This is a genomic window from Frigoribacterium sp. ACAM 257 (assembly GCF_007954365.1).
Classification (GTDB): domain Bacteria; phylum Actinomycetota; class Actinomycetes; order Actinomycetales; family Microbacteriaceae; genus Frigoribacterium.
This window is the reverse complement of record NZ_VOLO01000004.1, coordinates 92,677-115,679: the sequence shown is the minus strand read 5'-3', so window position 1 is coordinate 115,679 and position 23,003 is coordinate 92,677. Positions and strand designations below refer to the sequence as shown.

16 protein-coding genes are annotated in these 23,003 nt (G+C 69.0%); 11 read left to right on the top strand and 5 right to left on the bottom strand.

What is annotated here, in order from left to right; genetic code table 11:
* Window positions 1-125: 125 nt before the first annotated feature.
* Window positions 126-1,403 (top strand): MFS transporter, encoded by a 1,278-nt coding sequence (locus ES689_RS12650; protein ID WP_146905181.1) that lies wholly within the window; start codon window positions 126-128, stop codon window positions 1,401-1,403.
* Here the strand turns inward: ES689_RS12650 and ES689_RS12645 are convergent.
* Complete coding sequence (locus tag ES689_RS12645) at window positions 1,387-2,457, bottom strand: LacI family DNA-binding transcriptional regulator (protein WP_223269595.1); 1,071 nt, start codon at window positions 2,455-2,457, stop codon at window positions 1,387-1,389. The two genes, ES689_RS12650 and ES689_RS12645, sit on opposite strands and share 17 nt — an antisense overlap.
* Window positions 2,458-2,629: 172 nt before the next feature.
* On the opposite strand from ES689_RS12645, the gene ES689_RS12640 reads away from it, so the two are divergent.
* Window positions 2,630-3,622 carry an intradiol ring-cleavage dioxygenase gene (locus ES689_RS12640; protein WP_146905178.1) on the top strand — a complete coding sequence of 331 codons (993 nt, stop codon included), beginning with the start codon at window positions 2,630-2,632 and terminating at the stop codon, window positions 3,620-3,622.
* A 42-nt stretch (window positions 3,623-3,664) separates the two neighbouring features.
* Window positions 3,665-3,856: a twin-arginine translocase TatA/TatE family subunit gene (locus ES689_RS12635; RefSeq protein WP_146905175.1), complete on the top strand. Its 192-nt coding sequence runs from the start codon at window positions 3,665-3,667 to the stop codon at window positions 3,854-3,856.
* 130 nt (window positions 3,857-3,986) lie between these two features.
* Here ES689_RS12635 and ES689_RS12630 read toward each other — a convergent pair whose 3' ends face one another.
* The 4 genes from ES689_RS12630 to ES689_RS12615 all read right to left on the bottom strand — a co-directional run bounded on the left by ES689_RS12630 (window position 3,987) and on the right by ES689_RS12615 (window position 7,704).
* Window positions 3,987-4,946 carry a hypothetical protein gene (locus ES689_RS12630; RefSeq protein WP_146905172.1) on the bottom strand — a complete coding sequence of 320 codons (960 nt, stop codon included), beginning with the start codon at window positions 4,944-4,946 and terminating at the stop codon, window positions 3,987-3,989.
* A complete protein-coding gene (locus ES689_RS12625; protein WP_146905169.1) occupies window positions 4,943-5,443 on the bottom strand; it encodes a hypothetical protein in 501 nt (166 codons plus the stop codon). The genes ES689_RS12630 and ES689_RS12625 overlap by 4 nt, the downstream gene beginning before the upstream one ends.
* A gap of 389 nt (window positions 5,444-5,832) precedes the next feature.
* Complete coding sequence (locus tag ES689_RS12620; protein ID WP_146905166.1) at window positions 5,833-7,053, bottom strand: acyl-CoA dehydrogenase family protein; 1,221 nt, start codon at window positions 7,051-7,053, stop codon at window positions 5,833-5,835.
* Window positions 7,054-7,077: 24 nt separating this feature from the next.
* On the bottom strand, window positions 7,078-7,704 hold the full coding sequence (locus ES689_RS12615; protein ID WP_146905163.1) for an AmiS/UreI family transporter: 627 nt from the start codon (window positions 7,702-7,704) through the stop codon (window positions 7,078-7,080).
* A 205-nt stretch (window positions 7,705-7,909) separates the two neighbouring features.
* Between ES689_RS12615 and ES689_RS12610 the strand changes: the two genes are divergently transcribed.
* The 8 genes from ES689_RS12610 (at window position 7,910) to ES689_RS12575 (ending at window position 22,928) form a co-directional block, all read left to right on the top strand.
* Window positions 7,910-8,947, top strand: coding sequence for a LacI family DNA-binding transcriptional regulator (locus ES689_RS12610; RefSeq protein WP_370512377.1), 1,038 nt, complete (start codon window positions 7,910-7,912; stop codon window positions 8,945-8,947).
* Between the two features lie 238 nt (window positions 8,948-9,185).
* Complete coding sequence (locus tag ES689_RS12605) at window positions 9,186-10,745, top strand: sugar ABC transporter ATP-binding protein (RefSeq protein ID WP_223269594.1); 1,560 nt, start codon at window positions 9,186-9,188, stop codon at window positions 10,743-10,745.
* 181 nt (window positions 10,746-10,926) lie between these two features.
* The gene (locus ES689_RS12600; protein ID WP_146905155.1) at window positions 10,927-11,910 is read left to right on the top strand and encodes an ABC transporter substrate-binding protein; all 984 of its coding nucleotides are present in this window, start codon (window positions 10,927-10,929) and stop codon (window positions 11,908-11,910) included.
* A gap of 117 nt (window positions 11,911-12,027) precedes the next feature.
* Window positions 12,028-13,602 carry a sugar ABC transporter ATP-binding protein gene (locus ES689_RS12595; RefSeq protein WP_146905152.1) on the top strand — a complete coding sequence of 525 codons (1,575 nt, stop codon included), beginning with the start codon at window positions 12,028-12,030 and terminating at the stop codon, window positions 13,600-13,602.
* Complete coding sequence (locus ES689_RS12590; RefSeq protein ID WP_146905149.1) at window positions 13,599-14,690, top strand: ABC transporter permease; 1,092 nt, start codon at window positions 13,599-13,601, stop codon at window positions 14,688-14,690. The genes ES689_RS12595 and ES689_RS12590 overlap by 4 nt, the downstream gene beginning before the upstream one ends.
* Window positions 14,687-15,745 (top strand): ABC transporter permease, encoded by a 1,059-nt coding sequence (locus ES689_RS12585; RefSeq protein ID WP_150007978.1) that lies wholly within the window; start codon window positions 14,687-14,689, stop codon window positions 15,743-15,745. The genes ES689_RS12590 and ES689_RS12585 overlap by 4 nt, the downstream gene beginning before the upstream one ends.
* A gap of 479 nt (window positions 15,746-16,224) precedes the next feature.
* Window positions 16,225-19,416 carry a LamG-like jellyroll fold domain-containing protein gene (locus tag ES689_RS12580; RefSeq protein ID WP_191330429.1) on the top strand — a complete coding sequence of 1,064 codons (3,192 nt, stop codon included), beginning with the start codon at window positions 16,225-16,227 and terminating at the stop codon, window positions 19,414-19,416.
* Between the two features lie 566 nt (window positions 19,417-19,982).
* Window positions 19,983-22,928, top strand: a complete 2,946-nt coding sequence (locus tag ES689_RS12575; protein ID WP_146905143.1) for an immunoglobulin-like domain-containing protein — start codon at window positions 19,983-19,985, stop codon at window positions 22,926-22,928.
* The last annotated feature ends 75 nt before the right edge of the window (window positions 22,929-23,003 follow it).

Here is a 23,003-nt window from a genome sequence, read left to right as displayed (position 1 = left end):
ACTCACCGTAGCGGAAAAACTTGGCACGAGCTAAGCTCACGCCACTCTTGCACTTGGCACGAGACAACGAAGTCCGCCGCGCAGGCCCCGACCTGCCGGAGAACCCGACCACGAGGAGAACGTCGATGTCGACGAGACCGCCCTTCGCCCACCCGTACACCGTGCCGATCAGTACGCAGAGGGTCGGGAAGGGCTACCTGGCCGCGCTCTTCGCCGCTCAGTTCGGCATCTTCCTCGCGATCCTCGCGCCGGTGTTCGTCAGCCTGCAGCTGAAGGCACAGGAGATGAACCCGGACGATCCGGCATCCGTCATCGGCGCCGTGCTGCCGGTCGGCGCCCTGGGCGCCCTCGTCTCCAACCCGCTCTTCGGCGCACTGAGCGACCGGACGCGCACCCGGTGGGGGCGCCGTAGGCCGTGGCTCCTCGCGGGCATCGTGGGGCTCACGCTCGCCCTCTTCTGGGTGTCGGTGTCGGACACCGTGCTGACGCTGACCTTCGCCTGGCTGGCCTGCCAGCTCGCGTCGAATGCAGCGTTCTCCGCCTTGGTCGCCAGCCTCGCCGACAACGTCCCCGAAGAGCAGCGTGGTCGAGCCTCGAGCGTGCTCGCCCTGGCGCAGAACGTGTCGATCCTGGCGGGCACCTACCTCGCGGTGTTCCTGGTGTCGAACCTGCCGTTGCTCTTCGTGCTGCCCGGTGTCGTCGGCGTCGTGCTGGTCGCCGTCTACGTGTTCGTCACTCCGGACAACTTGCCCACGAACCCGGTCAAGGCGTTCTCGTGGCGCCAGATCGCGGGCACGTTCTGGACGAACCCGATCAAGCACCCCGACTTCGGGCTGGCGTGGTGGTCGCGGTTCCTGGTGACGATGGCCACCTTCATGTTCACGACGTACCGGCTGCTCTACATGCAGGACCAGATCGGGCTCTCGGCCGTCGACGCTGTGGGAGCCGTCGCCTTCGGGGTGCTGCTCTACACGATCGCTCTCTTCGTGAGCCTGACCTTCTCGGGTTGGCTCAGCGACAAGCTGCGGCGCCGCAAGGTCTTCGTGGCCGGCTCGACGCTGCTCTTCGCAGTGGGGCTGATCATCCTCGCCCATGCGGAGACGGTCGGGGTGTTCTACTTCGCCGAGGTCGTGCTCGGCTTCGCCTACGGCATCTACGCTGCCGTCGACACCGCGCTGACGATCGACGTGCTGCCCGACCCCGAGAAACCCGGCAAGGACCTCGGCGTCATCAACATCGCCAACTCCCTGCCGCAGTCGCTGGCCCCGGCCCTCGGGCTTCTCCTGCTCGGGATCGGCACCGGGACGGGCGCCGGTGACAACTACACGGCGCTTCTCTGGGGCGCCGGTGCCATCGCCCTGATCGGGGCCGCCGTCGTGCTCCCGATCAAGAAGGTGCGTTAGCGGCTGTAGCCGGTGCCCGACCGGTCGACCCGCGAGTCACGAGCACTGTCGGCGTGAGGACGTCGAGCGGTGTCGACGACGGCTGGGCGAGGCGGGCGAGCACGGTCTCGAGCGCAGCCTCGACGGTCGCCTCGACGTCCTGTCGCACCGACGTGAGGTCGTTGTACGAGAGCGCGCAGACATAGCTGTCGTCGAACCCCACGACCGAGATGTCGTCGGGCACCGAGACGTCGGCCCGGGCGAACGCGGCGAGCAGGCCGACGGCGGAGAGGTCGCCGCACGAGAGGACGGCCGTGGGGCGGTCGCGCTCCGGACGGGAGGCGATCTCGCGAGCGGCGGCGGCGCCGTCTTCCTCACCGAAGTCGCCGGGGACGACCTCGACCCGGTCGCCGAGCCCCGCCCTGACCATCGCGCTGCGGTAAGCCTCGGCGCGGTCACGACCGACGATCCCTGCGTCTCCCCCGACGTAGGCGATGTCCTGGTGGCCGAGCTCGACGAGGTGCTCGACGGCAAGGCGCAGGCCCGTCACCTCGTCCACACGGACGTTGTCGGCGCGGGCCTCCGGCGACTTTTCGCCGAGCCAGACGACAGGGAGGCGATCGAGAGCGTCCTGGAGCGCGGGGGACGCGGGATCGGGGTTGAAGGCGACGAGTGCCTCCACCCGCTGGGCCATCAGGTCGGACACGACCACGTCGGTCGGACGCTCGTCGGAGTGGGCGCCGAGCACGACGCCGAAGCCCTCCTCGGCGGCACGCTCGACGAAGCGCTCGACGAAACGGACCTCGAACGGGTTCCGCAGCACGAACATCGCACCGATCAGGTGCGTCCGGCGCTGGCGCAGCAGGCGGGCCGACGCGTTCGGGCGGTAGCCGAGGTCCCTCGCGGCCGCGAGGATGCGGTCGCGCGACTCTGCACTCGGCCCGGGAGCGCCACGCATCACGAGAGAGACGAGTTGACGAGAGACGCCGAGGTGGTGAGCGATGTCGCGCATCGTGGGGAGCTGCGGCAGGCCGCCCGATGCCGCCTCTCCATCGTCGTCACCGGGGTTGCTCATGCTCGTACTCTGCCACGTCTAGCGCGTGCCAAGCGGCGTCACACCGGCGGCTGCTCACCCATGTCGAGGCGAGTTTCAGTTCCTTCCGTTTCCCATAGCAGGAGGAAAGGACAGTCAAAGGGCCACATCACAGAGTGTGGCGAGACCGACCGCTGCAATCCGAGAGGACATCATGAGCCGCATCCCCGAACCCGAGACCACTCCTGAGGGGCCCGCCTACGAAGGGCGCCTCCTCGACCGTGCCGACGAGGAGGTCGTCGACCAGGGTGTCGCCTTCGACGTCCGCACGCTCCTCTCCCGTCGTACCGTGCTGGGTCTGATCGGGATCGGTGCGGGCACCCTCGCCTTGGCCGCCTGCACCACCGCGACAGGTGCCTCCACCGGCTCCGCCTCCGGCACGGCGACGTCCGGCACGGGCGCGGCGACGACGACGGCCGGGGAGATCCCCGACGAGACCGCCGGCCCCTACCCGGGAGACGGTTCGAACGGCGTCGACGTCCTCGAGCAGTCGGGCATCGTCCGCAGCGACATCCGGTCAAGCATCGGGGGAGGTGCGACCGCCGAGGGCGTGCCCATGTCGCTGCAGCTGACCGTGCTCGACATGGTGAACGACGACGCGCCCTTCGCCGACGTGGCCGTCTACGTGTGGCACTGCGACGCCGCCGGCGGCTACTCGATGTACTCCGACGGCATCGAGGACGAGACCTACCTCCGAGGGGTGCAGGTCGCCGACGCGACCGGAACCGTCAGCTACACCTCCATCTTTCCCGCCTGCTACACGGGCCGGTGGCCGCACATCCACTTCGAGGTCTACCCCGACGTCGACTCGATCACCGACTCCACAAACGCGATCGCGACGTCGCAGATCGCCCTGCCCGAGGACGCCAGCCGCGCTGTTTACGCCCTCACTGCGTACGACGGGTCAACTTCAAACCTCGACCAGGTCAGCCTCGACAGCGACAACGTCTTCAGCGACGACAGTGGCGCCCTGCAGCTCGCCACCGTCACCGGCGATGCGACCTCCGGGTACCAGGTGTCCCTCACCGTCCGCGTCGACACGAGCACGACGCCGTCGGCCGGTGCCGCGCCCTCAGGCGGCGGTGGTGGCGGCGGAGGCACGCCGCCCGAGGGCGGTGCCGGGGGCACGCCCCCCACCGCACCCTGACCTCGCCCCTGCAGCATCTCACCCACCAGAAAGAAGCACCCCATGGGGCTCCTCCACAACCTCACCGGCCGGCACGCCCTGATCATCCTGGCCGTCGTCCTGCTCCTCTTCGGCGCTGCCAAGCTCCCGGCTCTGGCACGGAGCGTCGGCCAGTCCATGAAGATCGTCAAGGCCGAGCTCAAGGACGACCAGCCCGTCCAGGCAGAGCCGCACGCCGTCCCCGCTCGTGACTGACAGCCAGCCGGCACCCGGCAGCGCCTCGCCGGCCATGCCGGTCGGCGCACACGGCCGTGAGCTCCGTTCGCGATTGGTCAGGGCCTCTCAGGCGGTCGGCGTCGTCGGCGTCGTCGAATGACCCTGAGGCTTAGTTCTCGGGATTCAGGGTTGGTTCGCTAGGTGCTTCACTGATCGACTCAAGTGAGTAGCTGCGTCGGATGCCGCCTGTTGATCCTGCAAGTGCGGTGACAATGACTTGGAACCTTGCGCGGACTTGCTTGTCGGCTGCCGCCAGGGACGCCACCGTGTCCAGGAGCTGAGTGTCCGGCACGGCTGCCTCAAAAGCCGCCCCGGTGGGTGGAACGAACCACATGGCCCCTACGGATCGTCGTTGCCCGTCGACGCGGCCCTGGACATCGACGTGCTGTTCCTCGTGTGTGCGCGCCGCGAGGGCAGTGAGCAGTCGCGCCGCACCTCTGGGGTCGACGGATACATGGATCGGGTCGTGGTGTGGTCGTCGAAGGGTGCCGCTGATGCTCCACCGGGCTGCGACAACGGCCTTGGCTGCTCGGCGGAGTCCAGCGTGCGCGCCGATGGGGACCCCAGCGGTGAGCGCGTCGAGTACGCCGCCGCCGTCTTGTTCTCCAGCGCGGGCAAGGATCGTTGCGACACGAACGAGCGACGCAGACTCTCGTGTCTCCGATGCGGAATCCGCGACGACTCCGTCCACTGTTTTCGGAGCCTCCGGACGGAACACCACTCGCACTGACCCTGGGGTCGGTGCGATCACCTGAAGCGTCGAGGGCATCCGCTGCCTGCCCATGGAGGACTTCGTTAGCTCTTTGACTGCCTCCGCGACACCGCGTACGAGGTTCGCAAAGTCGAGCGCATTCGTTGCGTGCTCGGTGACGGTCTCACCGTCGAGATGCAGGTCGAGTTCGGATTGCGCTTGCAGTTGCAGATCGAACAGCGCCCGTTCCAAGATCGGGTCCTGCTTGGCAGATGCTTCTAGTGACTGTCGCGCAATCCTGCCGGCGAAGGTGGTCTGGTCGGGAAGCGCGTGCCAGGCGTCTCGCAGCGCGCCGATGTCAGCACGATCGATCGTCACAGCGTCACCTCCAGAAACCCCTTCTGCACAGCATCTACCTTGCTACCGTCAACGTCCTTGACGCCCGACCACAGATTCCGCCAGTAGATCGTACGATCCGCATCGTCCCGCAGTCCGAGGAAGCCGTCGACCAGGCCAGCCATCGGCTGGACTCGAGCGATCCCGGAACTGTGCTGGGTCATCATCGACATCAGCAATTGCTGATCCGACTCGGGCAGCGCATCTAGTACTTCCGCGGTGGTGAACACCACGACGTCGACGTCGCGTGGAGCGGCCCACGTCTTGTGCGTGACAAAGCCGCCATCGACCCAGCACCGCGCACCCGGCAGTAAGTCTCCGACGGCGCGGGCCCAGACCCGGAACGCGTCAAAAATCTGGCGCCGTTCATCGGGGAATGGAGCGCTCACAACAAAGTGCTGCTCGAGTTCGTCGACCGTGCATGCGTGCCGCCCGGCTGGCAGCAGGCCGTAGGGCCCCGCCGTCACTGGGATCGTCATACCCCTCCTGGTCTCCAAAAAGGACCGTAGCGCAAAATGAGCCCACGTCATCTCATTCCAGCCGGGCTACCCGTCGCGCGGTTCCAGACCACGGCGCCCCCAGCGGACGTGAAGTCCCCGCATTCGCCCCGCTCACCTTTTTGCTCGTCGTAAATGGCTCCACGCAGATGCATCTCGATGGTTCTCGATGGCGGGAGCTGCCCGGCCGCCCTCGGGCCCTGCTGCCCTGGACGCTTGATTCGGGCCACGTTGCAAGCCTCGAACGGATGTGACCACGGATCAGAAGGTTGCGGGTTCGAGTCCCTCCAGGCGCACAGAACACACGAGAAAGCCTGGCCGAGAGCCAGGCTTTCTTCGTTTCTCGAGGCGTCGTCGCTGTTGGAGGAGAGTCAGCGGCGGGTCGCGCCGATGGCCCAGACCCGCGGCGGCTGGGCCCCGTTGACAGCGTGGTCGCCGACGATGCGTGCCTTGAACACCCACGGGTTGTGGCTGCCGGCCGTGCGGGCGTTGCGCCAGTGCCGGTCCAGGTTCCTCGTGGTGCTCACGCCGGATGCCGCCAGCGCGTCGAACAGGTGCGAGGTCGCCTGTGTCGCGAGCGACGTCAGTGCGACCTGTGCCTGCGCCGTGGCGAGTTCGGCCCGGTCGTTCCGCCGCTCGTCTTCGACCTCGTCCAGGAAGGCGCCCTCGTAGGCGCCCTGGAGGGACTGCGCGGCTCGGTCGACGATCGCTCGGGCGGCGAACCCGGCGGCTGAGACCTCCCCGACGACCTGCAGGATCTGCGGGTCAGCAGCGAACGTGTCAGCGTTGCCGTGCGAGAACACCCGGGTCCGGTTCCTGACCTCGAACGCGATGTCCCGCTCGGCCGCCACGACGGAGCCGGCGAGGACGCTCAGCAGCACGGCCTGGTAGAAGGCCGTCTGGTACTTGAAGCGCTGGTCGAAGAGCACGACGTCGTCGGCGCCGACACGAGCGTCCCGGAAGGTGCTCGTGCCCGAGCCTGTCGTCCGCTGTCCGAACCCGTCCCAGTCGTCGGTGTGGGCGACGCCTTCCTGGTGGGCGTCGACGATCGCGATGACCCGGTCGCCGGTGTCGGTGCGTTCGGCGTACGTGTCGATCCAGTCAGCGAAGATGCTGCCGGTGGAGTAGTACTTCTGCCCGGTGATGCGGAACCCGCCGTCCGGGTCGGGGCTGACCTTCGTCATGACGTCTCCGACCTGCACCGTGCCCACTTCGGTCCAGGAGTTCCCGGCGATCTCGCCGCGGCCGAACCGTTCGAGCCAGACGTCGCGCGGCCCGGACCGGGCGACGAGGCGGTCCTCGACGAGGGCGAAGTGGCCGCGCAGGGCCTGGGGGATGTTGCTGTCCGCCGCCGCGAGCTCGGTGAGCAGCTCGAACAGCTGCGGGAGTGTGGCGCCGGAACCCCCGAACTCGACGGGGACACGGAGGGCTCCGAAGCCCGCGTCGGCGAGCTCGCGGATCTCGGCCACGGGGAGGCGGTGCTCACGGTCGCGTTCCGCGGCACCGGCAGCGATGCGGTCGAAGAGCGGGCGGAAACGCGCGGACAGAGCGTCGTCGGTGGGTGCCGCGGTGGTGATGGATGTGGTGGTCATGGGTCTCGGTTCCGTTCTGGTGGGTCAGGCAGCGGCAGGGGCAGGCGTGTGTTCCGGCTGGGGACGTGTGGCGGCTCGGCGGGCCAACAGGGCGGCGCCGCCGAACACCCCGACGAGCGACAGGAGCGCGGTCGTCGTGGCGATCGACCCGGTCGGCCAGTGCCCGGTGAGGCCGAGGAGCGCGGGGACCGTGGTGGTCACCTGGCTCGCGAGGACGAGGGCCCACCCGGTGTAGGTGCCGATGACTGATCGGCCGAGGGCGAGCAGGACGAAGAACAGCGCCCAGAGCGCCGCCCATCCCGTCCAGAGAACTGCGAGGAACGGGTCGTCCGCGACGTGGACGACCGCGAAGACGACGGCGAGAGTGGCCACCAGACCGCAGAACCAGCCCAGGCCCACGGCGCCGAGGCCGAGGAGGGAGTCCACGCCGACGTAGAGATAGGTGATGCCGAACAAGAAGGTGCCCGAGATCCCGAGGAGGACAGGCAGGGAACCGTCAGCCGACACGGCCACGGCCACGCAGAGGACGAGCTGCAGACCGCCGATCAGGACGTTGAACACGCCGCTGTCCAGGCCGGGCACGCGCCCGAGCAGGGTGAGGCCGTTGACCAGGAGGGCGGCCCCGGAGAGGACCAGACAGATGAGCGCCATGCGGCGACCTTGGCAGCTCTTGCCCCTCGGCCGGTGTCTTGTGTCCGATCAAGTCTGTTCACTACGCCCCGTGACAACGCACCGGATCGGGCGAGTTGTCGGGACACATCGTTCCTCGCAGTCAGCAAGGCCCCCAGTACACTGGATCAGCGCCACTGAACGACGTCAACGCCGGCGCAGATGACGCCAAGCTGCGTTGCGAAGCGTGCAGGATGGAGTCTGGGTGAGCGTCAGAGGCGGCGGTGAGCGTCTCGGTCTTCGCGAGGTGGCCGAGCGTGCCGGTGTATCGCACATGACCGTGTCCCGTGTGCTCAACGGACATCCTCAGGTGAAGGAGTCCACGCGCCAACGCGTGCTCGAGGTCGTCGCCGAGCTCGACTTCCGGCCCAACAGCGCTGCGCGCGAGCTCGTCACGCAGCGGGCTCTCCGGATCGGCGTGCTGATCGAGAGCGCCGTCGAGTTCGGACCGTCGAGCATCCTGCGGGCCATCGAACGATCGGCGCGCGACAGCGGGTACTCCGTGGCGTCGTTCGCGCTCCGCGACGACTCGGCGACGCCCGAGGAGGCCGTCCGCCACCTCACCGGCCAGGGCATCGACGCGCTTTGCGTCGTGGCTCCGCGCTCGTCGTCCGTGGCCGTGCTCCGGACCATCACGACGGGGCTGCCGACACTGGTCGTCAAGGCCGAGAAGGACCCGGCCTTCCTCACGGTCTCGGTCGACCAGGCCGCGGGCACGAAGCTGGCCGTCGATCACCTCGCGTCGCTCGGTCACCGCGACGTCCTCCACCTCTCAGGGCCCCTCGACTGGTTCGACGCGCGCGCGCGCGAGCGTGCCTTCCACACGCGTACCCGGGCCTGGGGCATGCACGAGCGGCCCATCGTGATCGGCGACTGGTCGAGTGACTTCGGCTACGACTTTGCACGTGGGCTCGCCAGCGTCCCCGAGTACACCGCGGTGTTCGTGGCGAACGACGAGATGGCGCTCGGGGTGATCCACGGCCTCCACGACCGTGGCATCCGCGTTCCGGAGGACCTGAGCGTCGTCGGTTTCGACGACCTGCCCGTCTCGCGCCACTTCCTCCCGCCGCTCACGACCGTGCGGCAGGACTTCCCCGCGCTCGGGTCGCTCGTGGTGGACGTTCTCATCGCAGCGATCGAGGGCCGCGACATCCCGCAGAACAGCCGGATCCCTGCCGAGCTCGTCGTGCGCGACTCCAGCGCGGCTGCGCGTCAGATCGACTGAGATGGCCATCTGAGGTAATCCAGCTCGTCGCCGTTCGCCCGCGTGCATCCCGACAGCTACAGTCGTGCACGTCGGGCACCGCCCGGCACGAGGCCGTCGAGGCCTCCGACCCGAGGAGCACCACGTGCGTCACGTACGGGCATCGACGACGATGCGCCCGATCGGCCCACAGGCCGCGGGCCCGACCTGGTCCGGTCGCGGCGAGCGGCGGGACGGACCTGCCTGCCCCACGGTGCAGATGCGGGGGATCACCGTCGCTTTCTCGAACGGCGTCGCGCTCGACAGGGTCGACCTCGACCTCCACTCGGGCGAGGTGCATGCTCTGCTGGGCGAGAACGGAGCGGGGAAGTCCACGCTCATCAAGGCGCTGCTCGGCGTGTACCCGATCGAGGCAGGGGAGGTCCTCGTGGACGGCGAGCCCGTCCGTCTCGGCGGTCCGGCAGACGCGAGGGCCCTCGGCATCCAGGCCGCGTTCCAGGAGTCGCACCTGGTCGAGAACCTGAGCGTCGGCGAGAACGTGATGCTCGGCCACGAGGTGCACGGTCGCGTCGGCATCTCCTGGCGCGCGACGCATGAACGCGCCGCCGTGATGCTCGCCGAGCTCGGACTCGCCGAGCTCGACCCGCGAGCCCTGCTGGCTGACCTCACCCCCGCCAGCCGTCAGCTCGTCTCCATCGCCCGCGCCATGGTCGACCGGCCACGGGTGCTGGTGCTGGACGAGCCCACGTCGAGCCTCGATGCGGTCGACGTGGCGCAGCTCTTCGAGGTGATCCGCCGCCTCCGCGACCAGGGCGTCGCGATCCTCTTCGTCTCGCACTTCCTCGAGCAGGTGCTGGCACTCAGCGACCGGATGACCATCCTTCGCGGCGGCGTGAAGAAGGGCGACTACCTGCCGCACGAGATCGGCCGGGCCGAGCTCGTCGCGCGGATGATCGGGAAGGACATCGCGCACCTGCAGCGCATCGGCTCAGAGCGTCGCGCCCATCGTGTGGATCCGGTCGGCCCGCCGCTGTACCGGGCCACCGGTGTAGGGCGCCGCGGGATGTTGCGGCCGGTCGACTTCGAGCTGCACGCGGGCGAGGTCGTGGGCATCGCGGGGCTCCGCGGCTCCGGCCGGACCGAGCTCGCTCGCCTCCTGGCCGGTGCCGACCGAGCTGACGGCGGCGTGGTCACGCTCGGCGGTCGGGCCGTCGTGATCGACCGCCCCGCGGACGCACTGCGGAACCGGGTGGCGCTGTCCGCCGAGGATCGAGGGGCGGAAGGGCTCATCAACGAGCTCAGCGTGCGAGAGAACATCGTCCTCGCGTTGCAGGCTCTGCGTGGGTGGGCACATCCGCTCTCCAAGGCCGAGCGCGAGGACCTCGTCGAGCGGCACATCGAGCACTTCGACATCACGCCGGCCGATCCGGCGACGCCCGCCGGCGAGCTCTCGGGGGGCAACCAGCAGAAGGTGCTGCTCGCTCGCTGGCTGGCGATCCGGCCGCGCGTGCTGATCCTCGACGAGCCGACCCGCGGGGTCGACATCGGCGCCAAGGTCGACATCCAGGCGCACATCGCGCAGCTCGCGCTCGAGGGCGTGGCCGTCGTGTTCATCTCGAGCGCGTTCGACGAGCTCGTGCGCGTGAGCGACCGGATCGTCGTCCTCAAGGACCGGGAGAAGATCGGCGAGCTGAGCAACGGGCCCGGAGTCACGGTCGACACGCTCGTCGAGCTCATCGCCGCACCGGACGACGAGGACGATGACGACGACTTCCCTCCGGCATGGCCGGACCCCCCGCGCCCGCTTCCGATGCCGTAGCGACGGCGGGCCTGACGCGCCGCTGTCCACCCGCTGACGAATGTTCCCGGCAGCTCTTGTCATCGGAAGACTGTTACCGGTAACATTCCCGACAAGCGGAAGCACCCGAGCCCACGCAGCACGACCGGCCCCCATGGCCACGACCGGACGCAGACGTCCGGTCATCTCAAGGAGGAGATCCATGTCCACGAAGAGGCGCATCGCCACAATCGCCGCCGTAGGGGCCATCGCCCTCAGCCTGGCGGCCTGCAGCTCCGGCACCGGTTCGACCGACGGCGGTGACGATCTGGCCACGATCGGCTTCGTCGCGGTCGGCCCCGAGGGCGCCTGGCGTCAGGCCAACGAGTCGAACATCCAGGACACCTTCACGAAGGAGGCCGGGTTCGACCTCAAGTACGCCCCTGCCACCAACAACGACCAGAAGTCGCAGATCGACGCCTTCACGTCGTTCGTGGACGAGGGCGTCGACGTGATCCTGCTCTCGGCCACCGAGGGCTCCGGCTGGGAGGACTCGCTCGAGAGGGCGAAGGAGGCCGAGATCCCCGTGGTCCTCATCGACCGCGGCATCGAGCCCGACGACACCTCGCTCTACGCGACTCGGATCGCCCCCGACAACATCGCCGTCAGCGAGTCGGTCGCCGAGTGGGCCAAGACCGCTCTCCCCGAGGGCGGCAAGTACTTCACGCTCGAGGGCCCTGCCGGCGTCTCGGTCGTGAACGAGCGCAACGAGGGCTGGGACGAGGTGATCGGCGCCGAGAGCTCGTTCACGAAGATCGGCGCGCAGACCGCCAACTGGTCGACCGAGGAGGCCAAGAGCGTCTTCGAGACCGTGCTGAAGTCGAACGGCAACGACGTGCAGCTCGTCTTCGCGCAGAACGACGAGATGGGCCTCGGAGCCGTCCAGGCTGTCGAGGAGGCGGGACTCACGCCCGGCGTGGACGTCAAGATCGCCACGATCGACGGAACGAAGAGCGCGCTCGAGGCGCTGGCCGACGGCAAGCTCAGCTTCGTCGCCGAGTACAACCCGCTGTTCGGCGACACGGCCCTCGAGGCGGTACAGAAGCTGCTCGACGGCGACACCGTCGAGTCCTCGATCGTCGTCCAGTCGGCCACGTTCGACTCGCCCGAGGCGGCCGCCACGGCACTGCCCGACCGGAAGTTCTGACCCGTCCGCACGGCCACACCCGGCGGCGAGGCGGACCTGACCGCCTCGCCGCCCCCGCCACCCCCGTCCGCTGCCACGGCAGCGGGCGGGGGAGTCGGCAGACAAGGAGCACACGCCATGCAGGCATCCAGTCCGATCGTGGAGATGCAAGCCATCACCATCGCCTTCCCCGGGGTCAAAGCGCTCGACGGGGTCGACCTCCGTCTCTTCCCCGGCGAGGTCCACACGCTCATGGGCGAGAACGGCGCCGGCAAGTCGACGCTGATCAAGGCGCTCACGGGCGTCTACGGCATCGACTCCGGCCGCGTCGTCGTCGACGGCGCCGAGCGCCGGCTCTCCGGCACCGCCGATGCGCAGGCCGCCGGGATCTCCACGGTCTATCAAGAGGTCAACCTCTGCGCCAACCTCACCATCGGCGAGAACGTCATGCTCGGCCACGAGCGGCGCGGCCGGTTCGGGATCGACTGGAAGGGGACGCACGCTGCCGCCTCCGACGTCCTCGCCCGTGTGGGTCTTGGTCACCTCGACCCCCGCACCCCGCTCTCCTCCCTCAGCCTCGCGCTCCAGCAGCTCGTCGCGATCAGTCGTGCCACGGTCGTCGACGCCAAGGTGCTGATCCTCGACGAACCGACCTCCAGCCTCGACGCCGACGAGGTCGAGGGGCTCTTCCGAGTGATGCGGCGGCTTCGTGACGAAGGAGTCGCCATCCTCTTCGTCTCCCACTTCCTCGACCAGGTCTTCGCCATCAGCGACAGGCTCACCGTGCTCCGGAACGGCAAGCTCGTCGGGGAGCACCTCACCCGCGACATCGACCGGGCCGGGCTCATCGCCGAGATGATCGGGAAGGACCTGCAGAGCCTCCGCTCCCTCGACCGTGAGCGGGCCAGCCGACAGGTCGCCGAGGGTGAGCCCGTCTACCGAGCGACAGGTATCGGCCGGAAGGGCTCGCTCGACGCCACCGACGTGGCACTCCGTCGCGGCGAGGTCGTCGGCCTTGCAGGGCTCCTCGGCTCCGGCCGCACCGAGCTCGCTCGCCTCCTCTACGGCGTCGACCGACCCGACACGGGAACCGTGACCATGGACGGCGTCCCCGTCGCCATCTCCTCTCCCGCGAAGGCTCTCAAGCACCGCATCGCGTTCTCGAGCGAGAACCGCCGTGACGAGGGCATCATCCGTGACCTCAGCGTCCGTGAGAACCTGGTGCTCGCCGTCCAGGCGAAGCGCGGCTGGGCCCGGCCGCTCTCCGCGAAGGAGAAGGACCGGGTCGTCAAGAAGTACCTCACCGAGCTCAACGTCAGACCGGCCGATCCTGATCGGCCCATCCGGAACCTGTCCGGCGGCAACCAGCAGAAGGTGCTGCTCGGCAGGTGGCTCGCGACCGAGCCGGAGCTGCTGATCCTCGACGAGCCCACCCGCGGCATCGACGTGGGCGCCAAGGCCGAGATCCAGGAGCAGGTCGCGGCGCTCGCCGACACGGGTGTCGCCGTCGTGTTCATCTCCTCCGAACTCGAGGAGGTGGTGCGGCTCAGCGACAGGATCGTCGTCCTGAAGGACCACCGCAAGATCGCGGAGCTCGAGGCCGGACCGGACGTGACTGCCGAGTCCATCGTCGCCGCCATCGCTGAAGAGGGCGTCTCCGAGGTCCCTCTCGAGACCGTCCCCCACACCACGCCTGAGGAGGCAGCCCGATGAGTGACCCGACAATCCCCGTGACCAGGCGCCTGGGCCTGCACGGCCTCGGCGACGTGCTGCACCGGCCCTGGGTCTGGGGCACGGTCGCGATCGTCCTGCTGCTGGCGATCAACGTGGCCAAGGACCCCGGCTACCTCGCTCTGTCCGTCAACCCGGACACCGGCAACCTCGTGGGCAACCTCATCGACATCCTCCGCGCAGCCGCCCCTGTGCTCATGATCGCGGTCGGCATGTGCCTCGTGGTCGCCACCGGCGGCATCGACCTCAGCGTCGGCTCGATCATGGTCGTGGCGGGTGCAGTCTCGATGGAGTTCCTGAAGGCAGCCGGCTCCGACTCCCTCGGCGTCGCGCTCGCGGCGATGGGCCTGGCTCTCCTGATCGCCGGCATCCTCGGCGCGGTCAACGGCATGCTCGTCTCGGTCGTGGGGCTGCAGCCGTTCATCAGCACGCTGGTGATCATGCTCGCCGGCCGCGGCCTGGCGAAGGTCATCACGGGCGGCCAGAACACCGCCGCTTCCAACGAGCCGTTCCGCTGGGTCGCCAACGGCTACCTCGTGGGGTTGCCGGTCGTGTTCCTCCTCGCGGTCCTGATCACGCTCGGCGTCGCTGCGCTCGTGCGGCGCAGCGCCCTGGGCCTCATGATCGAGGCGATCGGGATGGACCCGAAGGCCGCCCGCCTCGCGGGACTCGACCGACGGGCGCTCCTGTTCACCGCCTACATCGGCAGCGGCCTGCTCGCCGGCGTGGCTGGCATCTTCGCCACGTCGAGCGTCATGACGGTCGACGTCTCCCGCACCGGCTACCAGCTCGAGCTCGACGCCATCTTGGCTGTCGTGATCGGGGGCACGTCCCTGGCAGGCGGAAAATTCCACCTGCTCGGAGCTGCCGTCGGAGCGTTGTTGATCGCCACGCTCGACAAGACCGTCGTGTTCTTGGGCGTCTCGTCCTCGGCCACGCCCGCATTCAAGGCGATCGTCATCGTCGCGATCGTGCTCCTGCAGTCCCGGCGCGTCCGCGCCCTGTTCACGAGGCGCCGACGTCCGGTGCCCACCCCCGTGCCCACCGAGAAGGAGGCCGTGTCCGCATGAGCGCCACCACGATCCGCCCGCCCCTCACCCCGACGCCGGCACCTGGTCCCGGCAGCGGGCCCCTGGAGCCGCGGCGCCGCATGCGACTCCGGCTCGACTCCCTGCCGACCGTCGCCGCCCTGGTGATCCTGATCGCGATGCTGGCCTACGGTGAGATCGCCTACGGCCGCATCGTGCAGGCCGCGACCTTGTCGAACCTCCTCATCAACAACGCACATGTGATCGTCCTGGCCGTGGGGCTGACGTTCGTGATCCTGACGGGCGGGATCGACCTCTCCGTCGGCGCGATCGTCGCCGTCAGCAGCGTCGCAGGCGTGCTGCTCGCCAACGCCGGCTGGAACCCGTGGGCAGTGATGGTGCTCATGATCCTCATCGGCACGGCATCCGGCGTCGTGTCCGGCGTGCTGATCCAGTTCTTCGACGTGCAGCCGTTCATCGCGACGCTCGCGATGATGTTCCTCGGCCGCGGCCTCGCCTCCATCCTCAGCACGGTGCCCGAGCGCCTCGGCGACGAGTCGCCCATCCGGTCGCTCGCCACGAACATGAAGGTGGTCGACGGCCCGAAGGTGAACGACATCGTCACGACGCCGGGCGTGCTCATCGCGCTGGTCGTGGTGGCCGTCGCGTTCTTCGTGCTGCACCGCACACGCCTCGGCCGCACCGTGTACGCGATAGGCGGATCCGAGCAGTCGGCCGCCCTCATGGGGCTCCCCGTCCGCCGCACCAAGCTCGCGGTCTACATCATCAGCGGTTCGCTCGCCGGGCTCGCCTCGGTCATCTACACGGCCAGACTCGGGAGCGCGCAGAACATCACGGGCATCGGCTGGGAGCTCGACTCGATCGCCGCGACGGTGATCGGCGGCACCCTCCTCACGGGAGGCGTCGGCTTCGTGCTCGGGTCCGTCGTGGGGGCACTCGTGCTCGGACTGATGAACGTGCTCATCACGCGAGACGGAGGCATCCCGCCCGAGGCGACCACCATCATCACCGGTGGGATCCTCCTGGTCTTCGTGCTCCTGCAGCGCGCTGTGATGGCGAGACGTCGGCAGACCTGAGTCGGCACCCTGAGTCGGGCATCGTCTGCCCGCACTCTCCACGAACGGCTGCGCTGCACACGGGATCAGGATCGGGGTGCAGCGCAGTCTCACCCCCCGAACGGCTGCGTCGCGCTCCAGATCGGAGTGCAGCGCAGCCGTTCGTCGTGACCAGACCCTCATGGCTCGCATCCTTCGGGACAGGCCCCGCCTGTTCCGACCCTGTTCTTGTTACCGTGAACAATCTGCATTAGGTTCAGCTTGTCCACCTGGCCTCAACCCCCAGGTCGGCTCGTGTGGCGCATTCGCGCTGTCACTTCCGTTCCATCCGCATCGGATTCAGAGGCGAATCCTGAGAGGAACCGTCAATGTCGACGTCCCCCCGCCCGACAGGCTCACTGTCGTCATCCTCGCGCCTTCCCGTCACGGCTGCCGTCGCGACTGTGGCGCTGCTGCTCTCCTGCTCGGTCCCGGCGGCATCGGCATCGGCGGGGGAGGCAGTGGCTTCCCCGGAGCAGAGCCTCCTCGCTGACCTCAGTTTCGATTCGGCTCCGGTCGACGGTGCGTTCGTCGACCGTACGACCCGTGCCGCGGTCGAGGGCGTCGCGAACCTGGCCCCCGGCAAGTCGGGGCAGGGGACGGCAGCGCGACTCTCCGACAGGTCGTGGCTGAACCTGACCGACACTGACGGAAAAGCGCTCCTCGCGGGCCGGCAGAGCGTCACGATCTCCTACGACAGCAAGCCGGACTCGTCGGCGAACGCCGGCTGGACCGTCTTCGCCGCTCGGTCCGCCACTCGCCAGGAGTACGCCCAGGAACACTATCTCGGAGTGCTCGATCGGACGACCGGCATCACCGTCGAGCGCTACGACAACGCCGCCGCACGCAACTCCGCCGGCAACCTGGAGGCGACCACGCCGAACGCGGAGTGGAAGCACGTCGACCTGGTCGTCACCGACACGACGACGCGGCTCTTCGTCGACAAGAAGCCCGTCGCCGTCAACGGTTCCGGGATCCCTCTGAGCCAGATCCTCGGATCATCCGGCGGAGTCCTGCAGGTGGGCAAGGCCAACTGGGGCTCAGGCGAGTACTTCTCCGGCCTGATCGACAACCTGCGCATCTACGACCGGGCGCTGTCCGGTGCGGAACTCGGTGCAGAGGCCGCCGCCTTGCCGTCCGACGTGGGTGCCGCCCTGGCAGTCCCGTCCACGGTGCTCGGGGATCTGCCGTCGCAGGTCCTCGGCAAGCCGGTCACGTGGACTGCCACCGGCGCCGGCGCGAGCAGGGTGCGGCCGAACGGGACCATCGACACCGCCGGTCTCGGCTCGGCAGCGGTGGCCGTGACGCTCACGGCCGCCGTCGAGGGCACCGCCCAGAGCTTCCGCTGGGACAGCCGCATCGCGGCTCCTGGCGGGCGCATCGCCACCTACGTCAAGACGGTGACGACCACCGGGGGGACGAAGGACGATCCCTTGGCCTACAACGACGACCGTCGTGCCGACGCGGTGTACGCCGCGGCTCTGCCGACCGGCAGCAGCAGCTGGGAGCCGTTGAACCGCTCACAGGCGATCTTGTACGTGGGCAACGACGGCGACCAGGCTTCCAGGCCGAACGCCCAGGTGGGATCACCGAGCCTCTTCCGCCTCGCCGACGGGGCTCTCGGTGCCGTGTCGTCCCAGAACAACGCGACCGATTCCGTCTACGTGTGGAACTCGCCTGAGGGGCGCACGTTCGCGCAGCAGCGGTCCGTGAAGATCGCCCCCGGATCTGTCGTGACCGACCCTCGCATCGTGTTCGACCCTGCCTCCCAGAAGTACAAGGTCTTCTGGACGGACCTGCTCACCGGCAGAGGTCGCGTGACGATCCTCGCAGATCTGACCACGAGCACCCCGCTCGGAGTCACGTCCGAAGCGGACGTCCGAGTACTCGGCGTGCAGGGAGCAGGGCTCCCGTCGTGGGCCACACAGAGCCAGGCGAGCGACTCCCTGCTGTCCACGACGGAGTTCGACGCCTTCTACAAGAACTACGTCGACCTCCGGAACACGGGCGTCGAGACGATCGACGCCTCCGTCGCCCAGGGTGCCGGCGCCGAGGGTGTCGCTGCCGCTCTGCCGAAGCAGGCGGCCCTGACCTACAACGACGGGTCGAGGAAGAGCCTCAACGTCGACTGGCAGGACGACCTCACCGGCGTGGACACCACCAAGCCGGGCAGCTACCAGGTCTCGGGGACGCTCCAGCAGGATCCCGAGGAGATGGTCAGCGATGCGCGCGCCGATCCGTACGTGTTCCTGAACCCCGACGACGGATACTACTACCTCACCGGGTCGCACTACGGACAGCCCTCCCTGGGGCCGATCGAGGAGAGCTCGAGCTACCGCAAGATCGGCCTCAAGCGAGCGAAGACGCTCGCGGGGCTCCGGGACGCCCCGGAGCAGATCGTCATCGACCCCGACCAGGGCACGCCCGGCAAGGAAGCGCAGTACCCGAACACCTTCTACGGCTGGGGCGGCTACATCTGGGCGCAGGAGTTCCACAAGATCAACGGCACGTGGTGGATCGTCGCAGGCATGAACAAGGGCTACGCACCCGTCGGCGGGTGGTGCGACAACACCGTCCTGATCCCGTACACGGGCACGGACGCGTCCATCGCGGCGGGCGGATTCCTGGACCAGACGAAGTGGGGCGAGCCCGTCGTCCTCGACGGCGCCGCATTCGACGTCAGCTACTTCGAGCGAACGGAGGCAGGCGAGCAGCAGGGCTACTGGATCATGCCCGCCGGCGGCCAGATCCTCGTGGGGAAGGCCGTGGCGGGGCCGAAGGGCACCGTCCCGCTCGTCGACGGCGAACTCCGGCGCGTCTACGGCGAGTCCCAGCCGTGGGAGTTCGGCAAGCGGTCTCCGACGCCCAGCGACACGTCCGAGGGAAGCGACCAGGGGGTCGTCGAGGCCCCGTTCATGGTGCAGCAAGGAGATGCCATCTCGATCACCTACTCCGGCGGCACGGTCGACAAGTACTACAGCTTGGGCCTCCTGACGACGACTGCCGACGCAGATCTCCAAGATCCGGCGAGCTGGAGGCAGACCAGCTTCCCCGTGCTGGACACCAACGACACCTCGACGGGCCGTCTCGGGGCGGACGAGACCCGCTACTACACGAGGCAGCAGGCCGGCACGGGGCACAACTCGTTCGCCAAGGACGAATCGGGCAATCTCGTCCTCGCGTACCATGCCCGTCCGTACGAAGATCCGCACCTGGTGACGGACCCTCAGAACGCCGGCGGCCTCTTCGACTCCGATCGGAACACCTGGTTCAAGGGCGTCAACGTCCGCGCCAACGGCACACTCGACCTGTCGTTGACGAAGGACCAGGAGGTGGCTCCGAGCAATCGGACCGTCACGGCCACGGTGGTCGTCCGCGCCACGGCCTCGGCCGTGACCTCCGCGGCCACGACGAGGTGCATCGCGGGGAAGGCCGTCGTCACGATCGTGACCAAGAACTCCGGAGCGGCCGCGGTCGTCACCTGGGCGACCCCCTGGGGCGAGCGGACGCAGAGCGTCGGTGCGCAGAAGACAGCCTCACTCGTGATCACGACGCGGGCGGTCGCGATCACCGCGGGGACACTCGTAGGGACGGCGGTCACCGGCGGCGTGAGCACACCGGTCACCGTGGCCTACCCCGCAGCTCGCTGCTGACGGGCCTCGAGAGTGCGGGGTCGGCTTGATGGTCGGCCCCGTTCTGAGACCTCCGGACGGGCTGAGAAGCGCTGCGGCGCATCTCGGGCGCCGCATCCTGGCTGCCAGGCGTGGCCACATAGCGCACAGCCGGGAACAGGCATTGTTCACGGTAACAAAAATGGATACAGTGGACGATCAGAGGCCGCGCAGGACACGATCCAGCCGACTCGCCCCGATCTATCGGCTCGAAGAAGAGCCTGAGAGGAACGTCGATGACGACGTCGCCACCCCCTTCCAGACGAGGCCGCCAGGCCTGGTCCCCCGGTCACCGGTCCTGCCGGCCGACATCGTGCGGCCCGCGCTCCGCTGACGAGTCCACGGGCTGACCCTTCGCGCTCACCGCCCCCACGGGCGAGCGCTCAGCGCTCGGCCCGAGCTGGGCGAACAGCGTGCGCCCTTGCTGTCATGCGTCGCTGTTCGCCGTGCCCTCCCCACCGACGACCCGCTCCTGCTCGCCCTCCGCCAGAAGCAGACGGCCAGTTGGCCCTCACTCCCCGCCCTCCCCACCATGCGAAGGACTCCTCATGTCACGATCTCTCCCGCAAGAGCGCACCCGACGCTCGCGCCTTCCCCGCGCGGGCCTCGCGCTGACGGTCGCCGCCGTGTCGCTGGGCGGTGCACTGTCGCCGATCGGAGTCGCCGGAGCGGCCGAGAGCGTCCCCGCGCCCGTCCTGCAGTACTCCTTCGACGCCATCGGCTCGACCCTCGGCAACGGTGCCGTCATCGCGGACGCAGCGGCGGGCGACCACCCCGGGACGCTGGTCAACTCCGGCGCGACGAGCGTCGCCGGTGCCTCCGGCGCCTCCGGCGACCGCGCGCTCTCGCTCCCGGGCGGGTCGAGCACGTCCGCTGCCCCGCACGTCCGGATCGCGCCCGGCCTCATCCCGGCCGGCACCCAGGACGTCACCATGTCCGCCTGGCTGCGCTGGAGCGGCGCTCCGGACTGCACCTGGCCCTTCACCCTCGGCTCCAGCGTCGACTCCCACGTCCTCGCGACCACCAAGTGCGGTCCGGCCGGCTTCGGCGCGGTCAAGAACGGCGCCGAGGTACGGGGAGCAGGTAACACTGCCGTCACCGCGAACCGCTGGGTGCACATGGCGGTCGTGGTCAAGGGCGGCCAGTCCGTCTCGACCTACTTCGACGGCGCGCTCGTCGGCCAGGGAAACACCTCCTCCACCGCCGCCTCCGCGATCGGCACCTCCACCTTCTCGGGCTACCTCGGCAAGTCGTTCTACGGCGCGGACGCCTACTGGGCCGGTGCCATCGACGACATGCAGGTCTGGACCTCCGCGCTGACCGCAGGCCAGGTGCAGCAGAGTGCTGCCAGCGTGCACGCCGTGCTCGCGAACCAGGACGCCACCGTCTCGCTCGGCGACACCTCCGCCGTCACCTCCGACCTCACCCTCCCCACGTCCGGCTCCGCCGGCTCCGTGGTCACCTGGGCGTCGAGCGCCCCGGGCACGGTCAGCCCCGCCGGCGTCGTGACCCGACCTGCCTCCGGCAACCCGGACGCGACCGTGACGTTGACCCCCACCGCCGTCCACGGCGGCATCTCCGCCGTCGGCCGTCCGATCACCGTCACCGTTCCCGCCTACGCCGCGGGCGAGACCGCCGAGTCCGAGCTCGCTCGGGCCGTGGCCGACGCCATCAGCGCAGATCCCGCACTCGCCGGACCCGTGCGTGGCAGCCTGGACCTGCCCTCGACCGGAGCCGACGTCGCAGCCACGGCCTCGCGGCCCGGCAGCTCGGGCGCGGCCGTCAGCTGGACCTCGTCGAACGAGGCGGTCATCACCTCCGGCGACAAGGGAACCGCGCCCGACGTGGTTGCCGGGGGATCGCTCACGCGTCCCTCCGCCGACACGACCGTCACCCTCACCGCCACGGTGACCGTGCCGGGAGCCTCGCCCGTCGTGCGGACGCTCACGCGCACCGTGCCGGCTGCGGCCCCCGTCGCCGCGAGCGACCTCGACGCCTACTTGTTCGCCTACTTCACCGGCGACAGCGTCGAGGGCGAGAAGATCCGCTTCGCCACCTCGGACGGCAACGACTCGCTGCAGTGGAAGAACCTGAACGACGCGCAGCCGATCCTCACCTCGACCCTGGGCACGAAGGGCCTGCGCGACCCGTTCATCTTCCGCTCGAAGGAGGGCGACAGGTTCTTCCTGATGGCCACCGACCTCTCCGTCGGCACCACCGGCTTCGGCGGATCGACCAACCGCGGCAGCCGCCACCTCGAGATCTGGGAGTCCACCGACCTCGTCAACTGGGGCCAGCAGCGCCACATCGAGGTCAACCTGCCCAACGCGGGAATGACCTGGGCACCGGAAGCCACCTACGACCCCACCATCGACGCCTACGTCGTCTACTGGACCTCGGCTCTCTTCACTGACAGCACGCGAAACGTGGAGGACGGCAACGGGCCGCAGATCCTCACCTCCACCACCCGCGACTTCCGTGACTTCACGACTCCGGAGGTGTGGTTCAAGGCCGCCGACGTCCCCTCGCTCAACAAGAGCAACGGGCTGATCGACGCCACGATGCTCAAGGACGGCGACACCTACTACCGCTTCACGAAGGCGACCCAGACCACCGGCTGCCCCTCGCCCGACATCATCGGACAGAAGTCCACCGACCTGCGTGCCACCACGGCCTCCGGGGCGTGGAGCCTGATCGACACCTGCATCGGCCGCGACGCCGGAACGCCCGAGGTCGAGGGTCCGGAGATCTTCAAGACCAACGAGGGCGACCGGGCGGGGTTCAAGTACTTCCTCTGGACCGACAACTACGGCGGACGCGGCTACATCCCGCTGGGCACCAACTCGCTCGAGGGCGACATCCGGTGGACGATCCCCAGCAGCTTCTCGCTGCCGGCCTCGCCCCGTCACGGGTCCGTCGTCTCGATCACCGCCAAGGAGCGCGACGCGCTCGCCGCCAAGTGGAACCCGTCGCTCCTGGTCACCTCCGTGGACCCGGTGGCACGGACGGTGCAGGCCGGATCGAGCGCAGTGTCGCTCCCCGCGACGGTGGCGGCGTCCTTCAAGGACGGCCACCGGGAGACCGTGGCCGTGACCTGGGAGACCGCGGACCTCAGCTCGCTGAAGAAGGCCGGCGACACCGTCCAGGTGCGCGGACAGCTCGCCAACTCGGCAGCGACCCCCGCGGTCGCGACGATCACGGCGACGGCGCCTCCTGGACCGGCCGTCCAGGCTGCGGCCTCCAGCCGCTGCGTCGCCGGCAAAGTCACGGTGACGGGGACCGGCACCAACGCCAGCGACTCGACCGTCGAGCTGACGATGTCCTCGCCGTGGGGGAGCAGGACGTTCACAGGCGTCGCCCCCGGGAAGACCGTCTCCGCGGCGTTCAGCACCCGGTCTGCCTCCATCGCGGCAGGTGAACTCAGCGTCACATCCAAGGCTGCGTCCGGTTCCCGGACGGTGACGGCGCCCTACGCGGCGCTCGTCTGCCGCTAGCACGGGTTCCGGGAGGACAGCCACTCTCCCCGCCCGGACCTCATGCACTCGGGAGCCTGAGGTTCCCGCCCAGCG